The 18,494-nt window shown below is 38.8% G+C and carries 23 protein-coding genes and 1 pseudogene; 17 read left to right on the plus strand and 7 right to left on the minus strand.

Annotation, left to right across the window (positions count from 1 at the left end):
- The first annotated feature begins 2 nt into the window (after positions 1 to 2).
- The 5 genes from ACQKMR_RS18970 (at position 3) to paaX (ending at position 5,524) form a co-directional block, all read left to right on the plus strand.
- The gene (locus tag ACQKMR_RS18970) at positions 3 to 1,523 is read left to right on the plus strand and encodes an aldehyde dehydrogenase family protein (protein ID WP_427698701.1); all 1,521 of its coding nucleotides are present in this window, start codon (positions 3 to 5) and stop codon (positions 1,521 to 1,523) included.
- A 115-nt stretch (positions 1,524 to 1,638) separates the two neighbouring features.
- A complete protein-coding gene (locus ACQKMR_RS18975; protein WP_427698702.1) occupies positions 1,639 to 2,511 on the plus strand; it encodes a 3-hydroxyacyl-CoA dehydrogenase in 873 nt (290 codons plus the stop codon).
- Positions 2,508 to 3,716: an acetyl-CoA C-acyltransferase gene (locus tag ACQKMR_RS18980; protein ID WP_427698703.1), complete on the plus strand. Its 1,209-nt coding sequence runs from the start codon at positions 2,508 to 2,510 to the stop codon at positions 3,714 to 3,716. Before ACQKMR_RS18975 ends, ACQKMR_RS18980 begins: the two co-directional genes overlap by 4 nt.
- A gap of 61 nt (positions 3,717 to 3,777) precedes the next feature.
- On the plus strand, positions 3,778 to 4,554 hold the full coding sequence (locus ACQKMR_RS18985; RefSeq protein ID WP_427698704.1) for an enoyl-CoA hydratase-related protein: 777 nt from the start codon (positions 3,778 to 3,780) through the stop codon (positions 4,552 to 4,554).
- Between the two features lie 70 nt (positions 4,555 to 4,624).
- Positions 4,625 to 5,524 (plus strand): phenylacetic acid degradation operon negative regulatory protein PaaX, encoded by a 900-nt coding sequence (paaX, locus tag ACQKMR_RS18990; RefSeq protein ID WP_427698705.1) that lies wholly within the window; start codon positions 4,625 to 4,627, stop codon positions 5,522 to 5,524.
- A gap of 91 nt (positions 5,525 to 5,615) precedes the next feature.
- Here the strand turns inward: paaX and ACQKMR_RS18995 are convergent, their stop codons facing one another.
- The gene (locus tag ACQKMR_RS18995; RefSeq protein WP_387592248.1) at positions 5,616 to 6,128 is read right to left on the minus strand and encodes a gamma carbonic anhydrase family protein; all 513 of its coding nucleotides are present in this window, start codon (positions 6,126 to 6,128) and stop codon (positions 5,616 to 5,618) included.
- A 79-nt stretch (positions 6,129 to 6,207) separates the two neighbouring features.
- Between ACQKMR_RS18995 and ACQKMR_RS19000 the strand changes: the two genes are divergently transcribed.
- Both ACQKMR_RS19000 and ACQKMR_RS19005 read left to right on the plus strand, forming a co-directional pair.
- Positions 6,208 to 7,176, plus strand: coding sequence for an NAD(P)H-dependent flavin oxidoreductase (locus ACQKMR_RS19000; RefSeq protein ID WP_427698706.1), 969 nt, complete (start codon positions 6,208 to 6,210; stop codon positions 7,174 to 7,176).
- A gap of 609 nt (positions 7,177 to 7,785) precedes the next feature.
- Positions 7,786 to 8,006: pseudogene (locus tag ACQKMR_RS19005) on the plus strand (transposase); the annotation flags it as partial.
- Positions 8,007 to 8,126: 120 nt separating this feature from the next.
- Here ACQKMR_RS19005 and ACQKMR_RS19010 read toward each other — a convergent pair.
- Positions 8,127 to 8,276, minus strand: a complete 150-nt coding sequence (locus ACQKMR_RS19010) for a YjcZ family sporulation protein (RefSeq protein ID WP_427698707.1) — start codon at positions 8,274 to 8,276, stop codon at positions 8,127 to 8,129.
- 199 nt (positions 8,277 to 8,475) lie between these two features.
- On the opposite strand from ACQKMR_RS19010, the gene ACQKMR_RS19015 reads away from it, so the two are divergent.
- The 5 genes from ACQKMR_RS19015 (at position 8,476) to ACQKMR_RS19035 (ending at position 12,999) form a co-directional block, all read left to right on the plus strand.
- Entirely contained in the window at positions 8,476 to 9,219 is a 744-nt protein-coding gene (locus ACQKMR_RS19015) for a metallophosphoesterase family protein (protein WP_427698708.1), read from the plus strand.
- 101 nt (positions 9,220 to 9,320) lie between these two features.
- Positions 9,321 to 9,455 (plus strand): hypothetical protein, encoded by a 135-nt coding sequence (locus tag ACQKMR_RS19020; RefSeq protein WP_427698709.1) that lies wholly within the window; start codon positions 9,321 to 9,323, stop codon positions 9,453 to 9,455.
- 209 nt (positions 9,456 to 9,664) lie between these two features.
- Complete coding sequence (locus ACQKMR_RS19025) at positions 9,665 to 10,594, plus strand: cation diffusion facilitator family transporter (RefSeq protein ID WP_427698710.1); 930 nt, start codon at positions 9,665 to 9,667, stop codon at positions 10,592 to 10,594.
- A 295-nt stretch (positions 10,595 to 10,889) separates the two neighbouring features.
- Positions 10,890 to 11,579 (plus strand): response regulator transcription factor, encoded by a 690-nt coding sequence (locus tag ACQKMR_RS19030; protein WP_427698711.1) that lies wholly within the window; start codon positions 10,890 to 10,892, stop codon positions 11,577 to 11,579.
- Positions 11,569 to 12,999, plus strand: coding sequence for an ATP-binding protein (locus ACQKMR_RS19035; RefSeq protein WP_427698774.1), 1,431 nt, complete (start codon positions 11,569 to 11,571; stop codon positions 12,997 to 12,999). Before ACQKMR_RS19030 ends, ACQKMR_RS19035 begins: the two co-directional genes overlap by 11 nt.
- A 68-nt stretch (positions 13,000 to 13,067) precedes the next feature.
- Here the strand turns inward: ACQKMR_RS19035 and spx (ACQKMR_RS19040) are convergent, their stop codons facing one another.
- Positions 13,068 to 13,463, minus strand: coding sequence for a transcriptional regulator Spx (gene spx / locus ACQKMR_RS19040; RefSeq protein WP_427698712.1), 396 nt, complete (start codon positions 13,461 to 13,463; stop codon positions 13,068 to 13,070).
- A gap of 95 nt (positions 13,464 to 13,558) precedes the next feature.
- Here spx (ACQKMR_RS19040) and ACQKMR_RS19045 point away from each other — a divergent pair, with 95 nt between their 5' ends.
- Positions 13,559 to 13,792: an ATP-binding protein gene (locus ACQKMR_RS19045; protein ID WP_427698713.1), complete on the plus strand. Its 234-nt coding sequence runs from the start codon at positions 13,559 to 13,561 to the stop codon at positions 13,790 to 13,792.
- A gap of 36 nt (positions 13,793 to 13,828) precedes the next feature.
- Here the strand turns inward: ACQKMR_RS19045 and spx (ACQKMR_RS19050) are convergent, their stop codons facing one another.
- Entirely contained in the window at positions 13,829 to 14,248 is a 420-nt protein-coding gene (gene spx, locus ACQKMR_RS19050) for a transcriptional regulator Spx (RefSeq protein ID WP_053344784.1), read from the minus strand.
- Positions 14,249 to 14,396: 148 nt separating this feature from the next.
- On the opposite strand from spx (ACQKMR_RS19050), the gene ACQKMR_RS19055 reads away from it, so the two are divergent.
- Both ACQKMR_RS19055 and modB read left to right on the plus strand, forming a co-directional pair.
- Positions 14,397 to 14,753, plus strand: a complete 357-nt coding sequence (locus tag ACQKMR_RS19055) for a hypothetical protein (protein WP_427698714.1) — start codon at positions 14,397 to 14,399, stop codon at positions 14,751 to 14,753.
- Positions 14,750 to 15,403, plus strand: a complete 654-nt coding sequence (gene modB / locus ACQKMR_RS19060) for a molybdate ABC transporter permease subunit (protein ID WP_427698715.1) — start codon at positions 14,750 to 14,752, stop codon at positions 15,401 to 15,403. Before ACQKMR_RS19055 ends, modB begins: the two co-directional genes overlap by 4 nt.
- Here the strand turns inward: modB and ACQKMR_RS19065 are convergent.
- The gene (locus ACQKMR_RS19065) at positions 15,365 to 15,853 is read right to left on the minus strand and encodes a GNAT family N-acetyltransferase (RefSeq protein ID WP_427698716.1); all 489 of its coding nucleotides are present in this window, start codon (positions 15,851 to 15,853) and stop codon (positions 15,365 to 15,367) included. The genes modB and ACQKMR_RS19065 overlap by 39 nt on opposite strands.
- A gap of 114 nt (positions 15,854 to 15,967) precedes the next feature.
- Between ACQKMR_RS19065 and ACQKMR_RS19070 the strand changes: the two genes are divergently transcribed.
- Complete coding sequence (locus ACQKMR_RS19070; protein WP_427698717.1) at positions 15,968 to 16,459, plus strand: hypothetical protein; 492 nt, start codon at positions 15,968 to 15,970, stop codon at positions 16,457 to 16,459.
- 198 nt (positions 16,460 to 16,657) lie between these two features.
- On the plus strand, positions 16,658 to 16,855 hold the full coding sequence (locus tag ACQKMR_RS19075) for a cold-shock protein (protein ID WP_028393295.1): 198 nt from the start codon (positions 16,658 to 16,660) through the stop codon (positions 16,853 to 16,855).
- A gap of 164 nt (positions 16,856 to 17,019) precedes the next feature.
- Here ACQKMR_RS19075 and ACQKMR_RS19080 read toward each other — a convergent pair whose 3' ends face one another.
- The gene (locus tag ACQKMR_RS19080) at positions 17,020 to 17,439 is read right to left on the minus strand and encodes a flavodoxin domain-containing protein (RefSeq protein ID WP_427698718.1); all 420 of its coding nucleotides are present in this window, start codon (positions 17,437 to 17,439) and stop codon (positions 17,020 to 17,022) included.
- Positions 17,429 to 18,481, minus strand: coding sequence for a ribonucleotide-diphosphate reductase subunit beta (locus ACQKMR_RS19085; RefSeq protein ID WP_427698719.1), 1,053 nt, complete (start codon positions 18,479 to 18,481; stop codon positions 17,429 to 17,431). The genes ACQKMR_RS19080 and ACQKMR_RS19085 overlap by 11 nt, the downstream gene beginning before the upstream one ends.
- Between the last annotated feature and the right edge of the window lie 13 nt (positions 18,482 to 18,494).

An 18,494-nucleotide genomic window follows, 5' to 3' on the forward strand; every position in this document is an offset into this window, starting at 1 on the left:
ACATGGTTAAAGTTCAAGAAACAGTATTTGAAAAAGCAGAAACGAAGCGTGATTATTACCACCTAATTATTAACGGCGAAAGAGTGGAAAGTTCTAACGGATCTACTATTGATGCCATTAATCCTGCGACTGGCGAAGTCATTGCCAAGGTTGCAAAGGCTACTAAGGAAGATGCAGAAAAAGCAGTACAAGCTGCACGTGAAGCATTTGATAATGGTAAATGGAAAAAAACACCGATCAATAAGCGGTCTCGTGTATTAAACAAAATTGCGGCTATTATGCGTTCACGCTTCAATGAATTAGTAGAATTAGAGGTTTTGAACAGTGGGAAATCCATTTCTGCAGCGCAAGGTCAAGTTATGCAGGCGATAGAAGACTTCGAGTTTTATGCGGGAGCTTTAGTTGGACATCGTGGATCAGTCAATAATGTTCCAGGTCAATTCCATAACTATACGGAAAAAGAACCTGTGGGAGTATGTGCGCAAATCATTCCTTGGAACTATCCATTGATGATGGCAGCTTGGAAAATTGCACCGGCCATTGCAGTGGGCTGTTCTGTCATTGTTAAGCCGGCATCTTTAACTCCGCTTACTGCCATTGTATTAGGGGAAATTTGTATGGAAGCAGGCGTTCCTTCTGGGGTAGTCAATATCATTCCTGGTCCTGGATCTGACGTAGGGAATTATCTTGTTGAACATCCGAAAGTGAATAAAGTAGCCTTCACAGGATCTACGCCAATCGGAAGAGATCTTATGGGCAAAGCCTCGCAGACATTAAAAAGGGTAACATTGGAGCTTGGCGGAAAATCTCCTAATATTGTCTTTGAAGACGCTGACATTGAAGCAGCTATTGATGGGTCTCTATATGGTATTTTCTACAATACAGGTCAATCTTGTGAGGCGAGATCACGTTTATACGTACATGAAGATATTTACGATGAGTTTGTCACTAGATTCGTAGAAAAAACGAAAAAACTGAAATTAGGCAATCCATTAGATAAAGAAACACATGTAGGTGCAGTCATTGATCAAGGACAATTGGATGTTATCGAAAAATATGTTCAATCTGCTATTGCTGATGGAGCAGAAATCCTAGTGGGTGGAAAACAAGCTGTTATTGAAGGATTTGAAAGTGGTTATTGGTATGAGCCGACAGTCATTGCGAATGTTAATCATGACATGGATGTCGTTAAAGAAGAAATATTTGGTCCAGTTGTCGTTATCATGAAGTTCAAAGATGAAAAAGAAGCCATTAGACTAGCGAATGATACGGAATTTGGTTTGGGTTCTGCCCTTTGGACAAAGGATGGAGGCCGCGCAACTCGTGTGGCAAATCAAATCGAAGCAGGGATTGTCATGGTCAACTGTCCATTCTCAGCTTTTCCTGGAACACCTTTTGGCGGCTATAAACAATCAGGATTCGGCAGGGAACTTTGTATTGAGACATTGGATCTTTATACAGAAACAAAAAGCATCATTTCCTATCATGGGAGCCGTCCATTAAATCCTTTTGGTATTAAATAAAAACATTGAATAGGAAGCTGGCTGAATAATCTGTCAGAAAAGTAATTCAGGTATAGTTGAATGCTGATCTGATTTATTGCAGCCAGCTTTATCTATTTAAAAGGAGAATGATCGAATGATTAGAAATATAGTGGTTGTAGGTTCTGGAGTTATGGGCAGAGGTATAGCCTATGTAGGGGCAACGGGCGGCTTTGACGTAATATTGGTAGATGTGAATCCAGATGCATTGGAAAGTGCGAAAAAAGAGATTGAAACTATTTTTGAAAAAGGGGTTCGCTACAACAAAATCACCCAAGAAGAAGCAAACGCAGCAAAAAGCCGATTTTTATATTCTTCCAATTTAAAAGAAGCAGCTGCAAAAGCTGATCTAATTATAGAAGCAGTTCCAGAACGGACAGAAATTAAGAAATCCGTTTTTGAAACAATCGAAGAACATGCACAAGAAAACTGCTATTTTGCTACTAATACTTCCACTATGAGCCCGACTGAAATTGGTTCTTATGGAAAGCGTCCTGAAAAAACGATCGCGATGCATTTTTTCAATCCTGTACAAAAAATGCCATTAGTAGAAATTGTTCGTGGCCTTGAAACCAGTGATGAAACGGCAGCGGTAATAAAAGAGGTTGCTGAGAAAATGGGAAAAGAGACAGTGGTCATTAACGAATTCCCTGGTTTTGTAACAAGCAGAATTAGCTGCCTGGTTGGAAATGAAGCTTTCTATATGCTTCAAGAAGGATTAGGTACACCTGAAGAAATCGATAAGGCAATAAAACTTGGACTGAATTATCCAATGGGACCATTTGAACTTGGGGATTTAGTGGGACTGGATGCCCGTTTAAATAATTTAAGATATTTACATAGTAAACTTGGTGAGAAATATCGACCGGCACCGCTTCTTGAACAGTATGTAAAAGCAGGCCGGCTCGGTCGCAAGTCTGGTAAGGGTGTATACGACTATACTAAAAATGAAGAGCCGGTGGGAAAATGAGAGAAGTTGTGATTGTAGATGCTGTGAGAACACCTATTGGGAGATATAAAGGGGCTTTAAAAAGCGTACGTCCGGATGATCTTGGTGCAATTGTAATAAAGGCGCTAACAGAACGAAATCCTGGTCTGCCGCCGGAACAAATTGAAGATGTCATTTTCGGAAATGCAAATCAGGCAGGAGAGGACAACCGTGATGTGGCGAGAATGTCTGCACTTTTAGCAGGTCTTCCAGTGAACGTAGCAGGAACAACCATTAATCGTTTGTGCGGCTCCGGACTTGATGCAGTTATGTATGCTGCACGCTCGATAGCTGTCGGGGAAGGGGATATTTACGTAGCAGGCGGGACTGAGAGCATGACTAGGGCGCCGTATGTCATGGCCAAACCTGAGAGTGATTTCCCCCGTGGGTCGATGGAGCTTCAAGATACAACAATCGGCTGGCGTTTTACGAATAAAAAGCTTGAAGAAATGTATGGAGCAGATTCCATGCCGCAAACAGCAGAAAATGTAGCCCAGCGTTTTAAGGTTTCAAGGAAGGATCAAGATCAATTCGCGTTTCAAAGTCAGCAAAGAGCGAAAAAGGCAGTGGAAAATGAGCGTTTTGTTAATGAAATTGTACCTGTTCGTTATACGGATCGGAAAGGGAATGAGGTCATCGTCGATAAAGATGAACATCCGCGTCCAGACACGACAATTGAAAAGCTAGAAAAACTCAAACCAATTTTTAAAGATGGTACTGTAACGGCTGGGAATGCTTCAGGTGTAAATGATGGAGCTTCAGCGTTACTATTAATGAGTGCAGAAAAAGCGAGGGAACTTGGGTTAAAACCTCTGGCTAAATATATTGTAGGGGCAGTAGCGGGCTTAGAGCCATCGGTTATGGGCCTCGGTCCTATCCATGCAACAAAAAAAGCGTTGGATAGAGCTAATTTATCTATTGAAGACATCGGGCTAGTTGAATTAAACGAAGCCTTCGCTTCTCAATCTGTTGAATGTATTCGCCAATTAAAGTTGAATCAGGAAATAGTGAATGTAAACGGAGGAGCGATAGCGTTTGGTCATCCACTTGGAGCGAGCGGTGCGCGTATATTAACAACACTGGTACACGAGATGAAAAAGAGAAATGTCCGGTTTGGTCTTGCCACGATGTGTGTCGGTGTAGGTCAGGGTATATCCGCTATTATAGAAAATATTGAGAATGATTAATAGTAAGCCCTTATTAGCTAGTCTACATAAGGGCTAATTTAAATAAAGGGGGAGAGTACGTATGTCTAATGTTATTTATAAAGTGGAAAATCATACCGGCTATATTACAGTGAATCGTCCAGACGTATTGAATTGTTTTGACTATGAGACCCTTTTTGAGTTGCAGAAAGTCATAAATGCGGTGTATACAGACGGGGATATCCGCGTTGTTATTTTCACAGGTGCAGGAGACAAAGCATTTAGCGCAGGGGCAGATTTAAAAGAAAGAAAGACTTTAAATGAAGCAGAAGTACGAAGAAACGTTAAAGCAATTCGCGATGTATTTAATAGTATCGCAGGTCTTCCTCAGCCAACTATAGCTGCAGTAAATGGATATGCACTGGGGGGGGGATTTGAATGGCTGCTGTCGTGTGACTTTGCAATAGCAGCTGAAGGTGTTTCCTTGGGTCTTACTGAAACAAGTTGGGCAATTATCCCTGGGGCAGGCGGTACACAGCGTTTGCCGAGATTAATTGGTGAAATGAAAGCGAAAGAATTGATCTTTACTGCTAAAAAATTGTCAGCAGAAGAGGCGTATGAATTAGGAATTCTTTTGAAAGTTGTTCCGCGTGACCTCCTGATATCTGTTTGTGAAGAATTGGCAGCAGATATTATGAAAAATGGGCCGATCGCAGTTAAACAAGCAAAGTATGCTATCACTCAAGGGATGAATACAGACTTACAAACAGGGATGGCCATCGAGGGAAAAGCATATGAATTAACGATTCCAACTGAAGACAGATTGGAAGCGCTCCAAGCATTTAGCGAACGGAGAAAGACACAATTTACAGGTAAATAATATTGCGGTTTCATTTTAAAAAGATATAATAATAATTACGTGTTCCGTGTGAAATCGGTAACAATGTTTAATGGATGAGGTGAGAAAAATAGGTACAAATACACAATCCATGATTTTTACGATTTACGGAGACTATATCCGTAATTATGGAAGTAAAATCTGGATAGGTAGTTTAATTCGTTTATTAAAGGAATTCGGTCATAATGAGCAGGGTGTACGTGTAGCCGTTTCTAGAATGGTAAAGCAAGGGTGGATTCAGTCCGAAAAGCAAGGAAATAAAAGCTATTACTTTTTGACTGATCGCGGCGTGAAGAGAATGGAAGAAGCGGCCAATCGTATTTATAAGATGAAACCAAATGAATGGGACGGTAAATGGCGTATTTTAATGTACACGATACCTGAAGATAAACGGCAATTACGCGATGATCTTCGTAAGGAATTATTATGGAGCGGATTCGGCAGTTTTTCTAACGGTTGCTGGATTTCACCAAATAATTTGGAGAAAGAAATAAATCTTTTAATTGAGAAATATGACATCAGTGAATATGTGGATTTTTTTATTTCAGAATATAAGGGTCCCCAGGAAAATCAATCGCTTGTCGAGAAAAGTTGGGCATTAGCTGAGATTGAAAGTAAATACGAAGATTTCATTGAGAAGTACAGTAAACAATTCATCGTTCATCAAAGCATCATTAGCAGAGGAGAAATGTCAGATGCGGATTGCTTTGTAGAACGAACAAATTTAGTTCATGAGTATCGTAAGTTTTTATTTATCGATCCGGGTCTTCCTAAAGAACTTTTGCCTTCAAAGTGGAACGGTAATCATGCAGCATTATTATTTAGTCAGTACTATCAAGTTTTGGCTGAACCAGCAAGCCGTTTCTTTGAAAGTGTATTTCAGGAAAACAATGATTTATGTAGGAAAGATGAAACCTATGATGCAAAGGACCATCCTCTTATTATTAAGTAAAAAAGAGCTGCAGAAAGTCGCTAATGACAACTTACTGCAGCTCTTTTTAAAGTAAATGGAGAAATCTCAGAGAATGTGGCACCCCATACAATTAATCAAGAATTTCTTTAAAATCCTTTCCTTTTTGTACATATGTATCAATGGAAAGTTGAATTAATTGAAGATCTTTATCATTCAATTTGCGAACCACTTTCCCTGGAGAACCGATAACGAGTGAACGTGGAGGTATACTTTTACCAGCGGCAATTAATGTATTTGCCCCAATAATACATTCTTCGCCTATTTCGACGTTATCCAAAATTGTAGATCCCATACCGATAATTGAACGTCTGCCCACTTTACAGCCATGTAGAATAACGTTGTGACCGACTGTTACTTCATCTTCAATAACAACAGGACAACCTTCAAATAAATGAATGGTGGAGTTATCTTGTATACTGCACTTTTCACCTATGGTAATTGAATCTTCATCGCCACGTAGTACAGAGTTAAACCAAATAGTAGATTCTTTCCCAATCGTAATATCACCAATTAAATGAGCGCCAGGCGCTACAAAAACAGTTTCGTCAAAAGAGGGCTTTTTATTGTTGTATGGAATAATCATATTATCGCTCCTTGTGAAAAGTCAGAATTGTTTTTCTATTGAATATAGTATAACATTAAATAGATAGGGAGGGTTAAAAGTGAAACGTATTTGTGAGTTTTTTTCTATAAAATATCCAATTATACAAGGCGGTATGGGGAATATAAGCAACGCAAGTCTTGCGGCTGCTGTATCTAATGCTGGGGGTCTAGGTACAATAGGGTGTGGGACCATGAACCCTGAACAGGTAGAAGCTATTATTCTTGCAACAAAAGAAAAAACCAATAACACTTTTGCGTTGAACATCCCGATAAATGTTAGTCCATATACAGATGAGTTAATCAATCTTGTCTTTAAGCATGATATTCCTATAGTGTCTTTATCTGCAGGAAATCCTGCTCCTTTCATTCCACTTTTACATAAAAAGAATATTAAAGTGATTGCTATAGTTGCGTCTGTCAAACATGCTCAAAAAGCGCAAGTTGCAGGTGCGGATGTATTAGTTGCGGAAGGGTTTGAAGCTGCCGGAATTAATTCTAATCTAGAATTAACAACCTTTACCCTTATCCCACAAATTAGCAAGAATGTTACGGTACCGGTTTTGGCTGCAGGAGGAATTGGCAATGGACAGGGGTTAGCAGCTGCATTAATGCTCGGAGCTTCAGGAGTCCAGTTAGGAACCAGGTTAATTGCTACAAAGGAAGCACCGTTTCATCCGTCATATAAACAAAAACTACTCGAAGCATTCGATAATGATACGTGTATATTGGGTCGATCCGTTGGTCAGGTTAGAAGAGTATTGAAGGACCCGTACACAGTGAAAGTTTTAGAATTGGAAAAAAAAGGTCTGTTACCTGTGGATTATCGTGAAATGACATCAGAGGAACATCATATTAATGGTGCAATAAACGGAGATGTTAAAAATGGTTTTATGAACAGCGGACAGGTGGCCGGATTGATTGATGATATTCCAACGGTTAAGGAATTACTTGATGGGATGATGAATGATGCGAAAAAACAAATGGAAGACAGGTTGAATAGTCTTTCCATGACCTTTACCCAAATGTAAAGCCATAGAAATCTATCAGATGGATACCCACCTTGCTAGTGGTTTATGTCTCGAGTAATGAGAAGTAAAGGAGAGAAGATTCCTATGAACGAAGTATTGATATCACAGAGGAGAATCAGTCACCTTATCTAAGGGAATCGAGACTTTCATGGGTTCTTTGCATATGGGATTTGAATATCAATTGTAAACTTTTATCTTATTTAGGGATGTTACTGGCGTTGTATTAAGACATGGAAACAAAAGTGAATCAATAAAAAAGAAGGCGCCTCAGACTGTAGACAAACTCGATAGTAATGGAGATTGTCTACAGTTCTTTTGAGGGGGTGTAAAATTTGAACGTTACTTTCCACTTCAGGCACTCGCTTTCCGCGGGCGGTCCGGGAGCCTCCTCGGCGCTTTTGCGCCTGCGGGTTCTCCCTTGGACGCGCTTTTCCCGCAGGAGTCTCACACCTTCCGTTCCAATCCACTTTGTTTTAAACAATTGGATATAAGCTTTTGCCTACAGTCTTTTTTGTTTTAAAAAGAAGTATTAAAACTTGAGGTGATAAGGATGCTTTCTAAACATGATTCTATTCAGCAAGATCAACTTGAAATGATTACTTTAGAAATCACCTGCGTCATCATCAAGATGTAAAACCTATCTATGCGAAACGCAAGGAAACGATTGAGCGTGTATTCGCAGATGCAAAAGAAAAGCATGGCATGCGTTGGACTACTTTAAGGGGACTTAGTCGATGCAGGCGATGCTCACTTTCGCTGCCATGAATTTAAAGAAGATGGTCAATTGGACAGGGCAAGGTCCAAAATGGCCTAACATAGTGGGCTCGTAGAGACCCAATGCCTTAATATTGAGCAAAATTCAAAGGAAATTTCAAAAAGGGTTCGGAATGTTTTAATTCCGAACCCCTTTTGTCTACAAACTGAAGGCGCCGTTAGCAGGCGCCTTTTTATTATTTATTATTAAAATCCACCGAATCCCAACTGCAGCCAATGATGATTAACAGGATAAATAATACAATCAGTAATGCAAATCCGTTATCGAAACCGTCACCACCGTCACAACAATCATGTCCATGCCACCCATTTAAGTTCCTCCTCATACATATTATGAATTACATCCCTAGTAAAACATCTTTACTGGGAATACTTCATATTATGTATTCTAGGCCGAAGTGTTTGCTTATTCATTAAAAATGGGCTTTGGCATATGAGGGGAATAAGCCCGAATATTTTTTTGATTGTTTTTAAAATGCTATAATATACCATGTGGATTTTTAGAGAAGGGAGCTGAACTTAGTCATGAAAGTTGCCATTATAACGGATGTACATGGTAATGCTTCAGCGTTAAAAGCCGTTCTTAGGGTTATTGATGAAAGGGCTGATATTGATCATATCTATTGCTTAGGAGATATGGTTGGGATAGGTCCTGATACAAATGAAGTCCTGGATCTTTTATTTTCAAGAAATGATTTATCAATGATAACTGGAAATCATGATGAAGCAGTCCTGGCCATCATTAAAGGGGAACCACATCCAGAGGGTCACATTCATGTCAAAGAGCATCATGAATGGATAGCGGAAAGAATGAATCAAACTTTTATATCCAAACTGGAAAAATTGCCTCGCACCATACAACATATGATTAACAATTACTCCTTTTTCTTTACTCATTATCATATGGAACCGAAGAAACTAGATGAACACATAAGTCAAAATCCTTTTAGTAAAATCGTTGAACCGAATCTAAATAACTTAGAAAGACTATTTAAGAATCAGTTTCACCATTTAATTGGATTTGGACATCATCATCCCATACATCATTTTAGAAATGACCAAACTATATACTTAAACCCAGGTTCACTCGGATGTAATAGTGAACCAGTAGCACCTTATGCCATTGTTTCGATTGAAGACAGAGGTATTCAGGTGAATCTTGAAAAAGTCACATATGATAACACATTGTTTTTATTATCGTATAAGAACTTACAAGTTCCTGAGCATGAATTCATTATACGTGCTTTCCATGGGAATCAGAGGGTTTAGGACGGTTTAAACATTATAAAAAATGGGGAAATATTCAGCATAAAGGTACATGCCTGGGGATACGATAATAGGCAAAACATGATTCTTTTGGAGGTAAGACTATGAAAGAAAAAGAACAAGATATAAATCTTCAGGGACACGAAGAGATAGATCAGCACAGTCTTGTCTGTAATAATGAATTGTTTAATAAGGACTTGCGCGCCATTGTAGATGATACAATGCAAGAGGAAGGATAGGGAGCGGGAACACGCTGCAGGAATTTTAGTCTGCAGCGTTTATTTTTAGCTTTATAATGGCGAAGGCCAACCGCATTAATCTCTCGGATTTTTCTACATGCACTAGTTCCACAATTTTTACAGCAGAAAATGCGAAAGTGAATCATTTGAAACCATTCTGAATTTATCCCATACTATATATAAGCTTTAAATCCGAGAGGAGGCATAGCATGGGACATCAGCATGATCACGCTCATGATGGGCATGGACATCATCATCATCATCATTCTGAAAATAAAAAAGCTTTGTTGGCATCTTTTCTACTGATTTCCACATTTATGGTCGTTGAAGTAATTGGAGGATTTATGACAAATAGTCTGGCTTTATTGTCAGATGCAGGTCATATGCTAAGTGATGCGGCCGCACTCGGCCTAAGCTATACAGCGATAAAATTAGGTGAAAAAAAAGCAACCCAGACTAAATCTTATGGATATAAGCGATTTGAAATCATCGCTGCATGTTTGAATGGATTGACCTTGATTGTTATATCTGTATTTATTTTTTTCGAGGCGATTAGAAGGTTTGTGAATCCCCCTGAGGTGCAAAGTCTAGGTATGCTAATGATTTCAATCATTGGCTTACTGGTGAATATCATTGCAGCATGGATTTTAATGAGCGGAGATAAAGACGATAACTTGAATGTACGGAGTGCCTTTTTACATGTAATTGGTGATATGCTTGGTTCAGTGGGTGCAATTGCGGCCGCACTCTTGATTTATTTCTTCGATTGGGGAATCGCGGACCCGATTGCAAGTGTTGTTGTAGCGATTTTAATTATTATTAGCGGCTCTAGAGTAGTGAGGGATTCTTTTCATATCTTGATGGAGGGGACACCAGACCAAGTAGATATGAAAGAAGTGAAAACTTCATTGAAAGAATTGCCGAATGTGTCCGATATCCATGATCTCCATATCTGGACGATTACATCTGGTTTTTTGACGATGAGCTGTCATATTGTTATTGATGAAAACGGCAATCACGATACAGTTTTAGCAGAAGCGCAAAAGCTTCTTCATGATCAATTTGGTATTGAACACAGTACAATTCAAGTGGAAAGACAGGAAGTGGGCTGTCCAAATCCCCACGAGACATGTAATTGAAAAGAGGTTGGCTCAAGTGTCAGAGCCAGCCTCTTTAAGGTGTTAGTAAAAGGGGAATCCTCAGAAAGTACAAGCAACAATTTTAATTGTCAGTGTTAGACTAGAGAGAAGGTTAAAAAAAGGAAGAGGAGCAGAGGTAATAGAAATATTATGTAGAAAAAGTATCCGCGAATTTTACTGCGAACATAATCCTGACACATTAAAAGGGTATGATGGAGAAAAAATGCCTTGCTGACTTGAATGGCTGGCGAATGCAAAATAATTCCACTATAATTCAGGAAGGAGGAATCCCTTAATGAAGAAAATTCTTGTCGTTGAAGATGAAATTGCCATTTCTATGGTATTGAAAGCATATTTAGAGCGTGAGGGTTTTGAGGTAATCCAAGTATATGATGGGCTTAAGGCTGTTCCTATTTTTGAAGAAACGAACCCAGACCTTGTGCTACTTGATGTAATGCTACCGGGTAAGGACGGTTGGGACATATTGAAGGAAATTCGGGAGAACGATATGTGCCCGGTTATCATGTTGACTGCGCTGAACGATGTTGATTACCGATTATCTGGATTTAAGTCAGGCGCAGATGATTATATTTCTAAACCTTTTGTTGCCGATGAAGTCGTGGCCAGGGTACATGCCGTTTTAAGAAGATCCTCGACGATTGTTGGTGAAGAAAATCATACACATCAGTTTGGTAGTTTATCCATTGATGATCAATCCTATATGGTGAAATTAAAAGGGGAAGAGATAAACTTGACGCCTCGTGATTTGTCGCTGCTCATTTTTTTCGCTAAGCATCCGAATCAGATTTTTACGAGAGAGCAGCTACTCGATCAAGTATGGGGCATGGATTATGATGGAAGTGACCGCGCCGTGGACCTGGCGATCAAACGAATAAGAAAGGCAATCGATTCATGGCCTTCTTGTGAAGGGGAAATTAAAACATTGCGTGGATTGGGGTATCAACTTAGTGTCTATGAAAACTAGAAAAAGAACCACTTTGCAGCGCTATTGGACGAAGAGATACGTATTGACCTTGATTTCGGGATTGGTATTATTATCCATTTTTTCATTGTGGTGGATGGAAAAAACCGCATTAGAATATAGGCTAAGCCTCCTTAAGTACTTAGCTGATGAAACATCTGACCGTGCGATTAAGGCAAATGGCCAGATTGTCGTTGGGCCTATCCTTTCGGAAATCGTTGAGGAAAGGGAAAAAATCCTTCACTTGAACCAGCAGCCGATTATCTATATCGTCGATCCCGATGGCAGCATCATTTATACGATGCCTCAATTATATATCGATGCAGATGAAAATAAGCTTCCTAACGTTATTATGAAAAATGCTGAATTAATTCAGAAGGTCAAAATTTCGGACAACAAAGTATATGTCGTCAAATCTCCCATTACGTTTAATGAAGAGACTAAGGGATGGGTAGTCATTGCCCAGGAAGAAGGGGCATTAAAAGAACTCAACCAGGACCATGGCTTGTTGGCAATCATGATTGGAGGCCTCCTCGTGCTGGGCACAGGAGTCATTTATCTACTTTCTAGACAGATTTCGAGGCCAATTCAAGACGTCGCTAACGCTGCCGTTCAGGTTCGTGAGGGCAACTATGACATCCATTTCAAAGAGGAAGAGGACATAAGGGAAGAAGAAATTTATGAACTAATAGAGTCATTTAAGGAAATGACCAATCGTTTAAAGGCCATGGAAAAATTAAGGGCGGAATTGCTTGCAGGTGTCACCCATGATTTGAAAACACCGGTTACCTCCATTAGCGGACTAATTCAAGCAGTTAAGGATGATGTTGTTACCGGAGAGCAAAGTAAGGAATTCTTGGATATTTCCTTAAAGGAAACACAACGCCTGCAAGGAATGATAGAGGATTTGCTCAATTATAATGCTATTTCAGCAGGTGCCTTTAAAATTCGTGTTCAAAAAGAAAATATCAATACATTCATCCAGGAAATCGCCTATCGTTGGCAGGTCACCCAAGATGATCAAGAGTTTAATCTGGACATAAAGGTTCCTGAAGAACCTATTTTCGGCCAAATTGATTCTTTGCGGATGCAGCAAATTGTCATTAACCTTTTAAATAATGCCAGGCATTCACTTGATGGCATAGGGAAAATAGAGATTAATCTTTACGAGAAGAAAGAAGACAATAGAATTTGTATTGATGTGCAGGACAGTGGCCGAGGAATTCCTGTACATGAACAACAGTATGTGTTCGAACCATTTTATCGAGGTGAAAACAAAAAGCTGAAGGTACGTGGTTTAGGTTTAGGACTGCCATTCAGTAAGATGCTTGCCAAAGCGCAAAAGGGAGATCTTGTGCTGAAAGAAAGTAATGAACAAGGGACGACGTTTACTATTAGTTTAGAGAAATCAGATCAGATATAGAAAAAAGGGTTGTCCGCTTTAATGGACAACCCTCTTATTATGCAACTGAATGTAGGATGGTGGTTTGATTAAGCCAGTTGGCTGATTGCACGCCATAATTGAATATGACGTACTTTTCTAGGAAGGAAACGTCCCATTTCTTCTTCGTTATAACCGGCATGCAAGTTCTTTTGGTCGAAAATGATTGGTCGGCGAAGTAAATCCGGGTTATCTTGAATAAGCTTACAAAGTTCATTAAGTGGTGTATTATTTATATCTATATTTAAGCTATTGAATTTTTTAGAACGAGTTGAGATGATTTCATCTGTACCGCCTTCTGTTTTACGTAAAATCTCTTTAATTTCTTCTATAGAAAGCGGTTGTGAATATAAATTACGTTCAGTATAGGAAATTTCGTTTTTCTTAAGCCAAGCTTTTGCTTTACGACATGCTAAACTGCTTGGAGTAGTATAAATTGTTACCATTTAAAATCGACTCCTTCAAAGTGCTAAAGTTTATGGAATGAAATTATTTTTGTTTTTGTGATACTCTTACTTTAACGTTTCTTTGTGTCAGCAATATGTCAAGAAAAATAAACTTAAAAGTTATTTTAATTCCTGTACATGAACAACAGTATGTGTTCGAACCGTTTTATCGAGGTGAAAACAAAAAGCTGAAGATACGTGGTTTAGGTTTAGGACTGCCATTCAGCAAGATGCTTGCCAAAGCGCAAAAGGGAGATCTTGTGCTGAAAGAAAGTAATGAACAAGGGATGACGTTTACAATTATTGTAGAGAAAGCAAATCAGATATAAAAAAAGGGTTGTCCGCTTTAATGGACAACCCTCTAATTATGCACCGATGTGGGATGGTTGATAATCCAGTTGGCTGATTGCGCGCCATAATTGAACATGACGTACATTTCTAGGAAGGAAGCGTCCCATTTCTTCTTCGTTATAACCGGCATGTAAATTCTTATGGTCAAAAATAATTGGTCGGCGAAGTAAATCCGGGTTATCTTGAATAAGCTTACAAAGATCATTTAATGGTGTATTATTTATATCGATATTTAAGCTACTGAATTTTTTAGAACGGGTTGAGATGATTTCATCTGTACCGCCTTCTGTTTTACGTAAAACCTCTTTAATTTCTTCTATAGAAAGCGGTTGTGAATATAGATTACGTTCATTGTAGGAAATTTCGTTTTTCTTAAGCCAAGCTTTTGCTTTACGACAGGCTAAACTGCTTGGAGTAGTATAAATTGTTACCATTTAAAATCGACTCCTTCAAAGTGTTAAAGTTTATGGAATGAAATTATTTTTGTTTTTGTGATACTCTTACTTTAACGTTTCTTTGTGTCAGCAATATGTCAAGAAAAATAAACTAAAAGTTATTTTGAAAAGAAAGGGAGAAAATGAAATGCAATCTGCCTTTAATAAAGAAAACACTGATAGTACGCTGCCATTTAATTTTGGTTCTTTAGTGAAGCAAAAGCAGCAAATTTTCAATATTACACCTGTTGATTTTTCTCCATTTAATTTCATAGTGAATGATTGGATCATATACGACTGCATTGATTTTATAGGCAATACAACCATAATGGCTTTACATAAGGATGAAGATAATAAGCCGATAGCAGCAAAGACAGTTGCGGGCAGCACACCAAAAATTGTTACAGCCGGGCAATATGTGATGGAAACGTTCGATTTAATGCAAGTAACGGACAAAGTCCAAGATACGCTGGTTTTTTCTAAGGATGTGTGGAAAGTATCATGACAGCAGATTTTTGGTCACCAGTCAGACTGTCGATCCAGGTAGCGGGACTCGCAGGTATCCTTGTTTTTATTTTAGGAATTTTCCTTGCACGAATAATGGCTAAAAAGGAATTCAGAGGAAAAATCATGTTGGAAACAGCATTTTTATTACCACTTGTTCTGCCTCCTTCTGTCGTCGGTTTTTTATTGATTGTAATTTTTGGGAAAAACGGAAAGCTGGGTGAATTCATTGAAAGGGTTTTTAATCAGCCCTTAATGTTCACATGGTGGGCAGCGGTTATTGCATCTACCGTTGTCGCTTTTCCACTTATGTACCAATCCGCTAAAACAGGTTTTGAAAGTATAGATGAAGAAATAGAGAATGCAGCAAGAGTTGATGGGGCAGGCGAGTGGAGGTTGTTTCTGCTAGTATCCCTTCCATTGGCGGTTAAATCAATCGTCACAGGTGCCATATTGAGTTCTGCACGTGCTTTGGGTGAATTCGGGGCTACGCTCATGTTTGCCGGAAATATTCCCGGAAAGACACAGACAATTCCTACCGCTATTTATATCGCCATGGACTCCGGGAATATGACATTAGCCTGGCTATGGGTCGGTGTAATCATTGCTATTTCATTCATCATGCTTTTTGTCGTGACGTACATTAAATGAATGATGATGTTTCTCATATAGGCTAATAAAAAAATGAGGTGCGGCTTCTACATCTTTTAAATGTGTGAAGCCGTTTTTCTCGTACAGTTTTCTTGCAGGGAGGTTCATTTTACCGGTTGAAACGGATAGTTTTTCCCAATTACAAGTAAATTGAAGATGATTCAGCAGTGTTTCTGCTATTCCTTGTCGAAAATAATCTGGATGGACGACAATTCGGCAAATCTCTATATGCATAATTTCTTTTGTATAGGATATTGCTCCAGCTAATGTATCGGCCTTGAAAAAGCCGATAAACGTTTCATTACAATTTATAAATTGGTCATATGTTTCTAATAATGGGGGAATGTCGGCAAATCCAATAATATCTGCTTCTATCTGATAGGCTTTTTTCTGAAGCATAAAAAGCTGTTGGCCATAATTTGAGTCTAGGACTTGAATTTTTTTTATCAAATAATCACATCCTTTAGTTACATTATAATAGATGATGACGAGGAAGATTATTGTTTCTAATCAGTCTATGTTATAATCGACAAACAATATGAACTAATGAAATGAGGAAGAAATTTGTTAACATTTGAAGAAAAATTGAGCATTATTGAAACTTTTCCTGAATTACAGAGGAAAGATGTTTCACTTGGCCGTGTGAATTTCCACTATCCGGAAAGTGTCCAAGAGAAAAAGATCGTCGTTCAGCACCTGCATCCAAATGGAAATGGATTCGTATACGCAGGTCATATGAGAAAGAAAGAAACTGACCGTAAAGGATTTATCAATATACGTGACTATACTGAAGAGGAATTAAAAGATTTGATTCAAAAAAGCATAGCTTATCTATCCGAACCTCCAGTTGAAATCGAAGAAGAAGAAAACGAGTTCGCTAGGTTGGAAGGAACATGGATCGGACTTGAAAAGCAGGAGCTTTCGCTTGTTAGAGAAGATCAACTCTGGAACGTATACTCTGGATCGAATTTGGAGGAGTGTTTCGAGAGCCCGATTGAGGCAGAGCGCTATTTACTGGACGAAGGTTTCCGTCAAAGTAAGAAGAGAAAAATGTAGAATTTTAGGATAATTTGTCGTTGGATTTACAGCGATAATCTTGTTTTTTTTTGATTTTCCATGATATAATATAAGTAATTATTTTTGTTCGGAATAAGTTTGATAGATGGATTTACCGTTATAGGATTCCTCTTGAAACATTATCCAGAACCAAAAATAGTAATAAAATGGATTTTTCCAAACACAGGAGGAACTATCATGGTACAAGGTAAAGTAAAATGGTTTAACGCAGAAAAAGGTTTCGGTTTCATCGAAGTTGAAGGCCAAGACGATGTATTCGTACATTTCTCAGCTATCCAAGGCGAAGGCTTCAAAACTCTTGAAGAAGGCCAAGAAGTTTCTTTCGAAATCGAGCAAGGCGCTCGTGGACCACAAGCAGCTAACGTTCAAAAATAATTGAACGCTTATAAAAAAAGACTCCGATTCTGGAGTCTTTTTATTTTTCCTCTGAAAAGAAAAAAACTAATATGATGCAGGGACTAAATGATTTTCATAATCAGGATTCTTTTTTTACTAATTAACGAATGAAAGGGATATGCATAATCGCATATCCCTTTCATTCAGTTCCTAAATAAAGAGGCGAACTTTTGAAGTCTTGGCAAGTCTGACTCTTGATACATTTGTTCGATTTTTAATGTCACCAATAACTGGCTCTTGGCAAATAGCATGTCCCGAAAATGATCGACCGCTCCGCAAAAATGATTGTAATTGGTTTCACCTGTCCCGAAGACGCCTGTCTTTAAATGAGAAATCGGTAATTGCTCTAGTTCTGCATAAAAGGCAGCTGTTTTGGCAGGAAGCTCTCCATTACCCCATGTATAAGTACCGATGATCAAAGCATCGTATTCTGGCAATATACTGGTATCAAATTCGCTAGTTCGAAAAAGTCCTGCTTCTGGCAAAAGGGAAGCGAGGGCTTCAGCAAGCGCTTTTGTATTGCCGCCAGCGGAATGATAGACAATTGCAACTTTATAGCTCATCGAACCCATTGCTAGCATTTACTTGACTGTATGTTCTTGATTTTTGTTCAAAGAAATCAGTTTTGGTGAGGCCTATGGATTCGTCGTCGAACGTTTTAATCCAGGGCATAGGGTTCTCACTATACTCTTGATACAAGTTTTCAAGTCCTAGCATACGCAGTCGTTTGTTGGCGATGTATTCGATGTACTCGTTGAATTCTTCCAAGTCGAGATCTGCTTTGGTTTGGATATCCTCAAGCATATACTCAGACCATTCTTTTTCAAGTTCAACTGCTTTTTCAATCGTTGTATAGATGAACTTTGTGTTTTCTTCATTATTTAACTCAGGGTATTCATACATCAAGATTTGTACGAGCATTCCAATGAAATCGAAGTGAACCATTTCATCTCGATGTATATAGGAAATCATCGTAGCAGAACCGGTCATTAAGTTTTGGCGCCCTAAGTTGTAATAGAAGGCGAATGCCAGGTAGAAATAAATACCTTCGAGGTTCGTGGAATGAATGAGTGCTTCAAATAAGTGTTGGGGATTGGGATCGTCCACAAACGTTTGATAGGCATCTACAATCGGTTGATTCCGCTTTATCACTTCCGGGTGTTCTTTAATGCGGTCGAAAAGCTGTTTTTGCTTTCCTACCGGAATCAAGGAAGCAAGGATATAGGAATAAGATTCATTATGAATAGATTCCTGCTGGGCCATGTTGGCCAGGATCGCTTTTGCTGCCGGGTCTTTGATATAACGAAGTATTTCCACTAAAGTGGGCGTTTGAAGGCTGTCCATTCCTGCAATCATAGTAAGGATATCAAGGAAAGCATCCTGGATATCTTCATCCAATTCGCCCCACTGCTTTTTATCCTGAATCATGTTCACGCTTGAAGGCTTCCAAAAGTTATTGATGAGCTGTGTATACGTATCATAGAATTTTTCATACTGAATATCGTTCCAAAGGAGAAAGCCTGAGGCTTCCCCTTTGAATACGCCTGTTGCTTTAGTTGGATGCGTAGGTTCGAGCATCCGAATTTTTTTGATATGATTGGACATTCGTTATAACTCC

It is taken from the genome of Peribacillus sp. NPDC096540 (assembly GCF_050278525.1).
GTDB lineage: Bacteria > Bacillota > Bacilli > Bacillales > DSM-1321 > Peribacillus.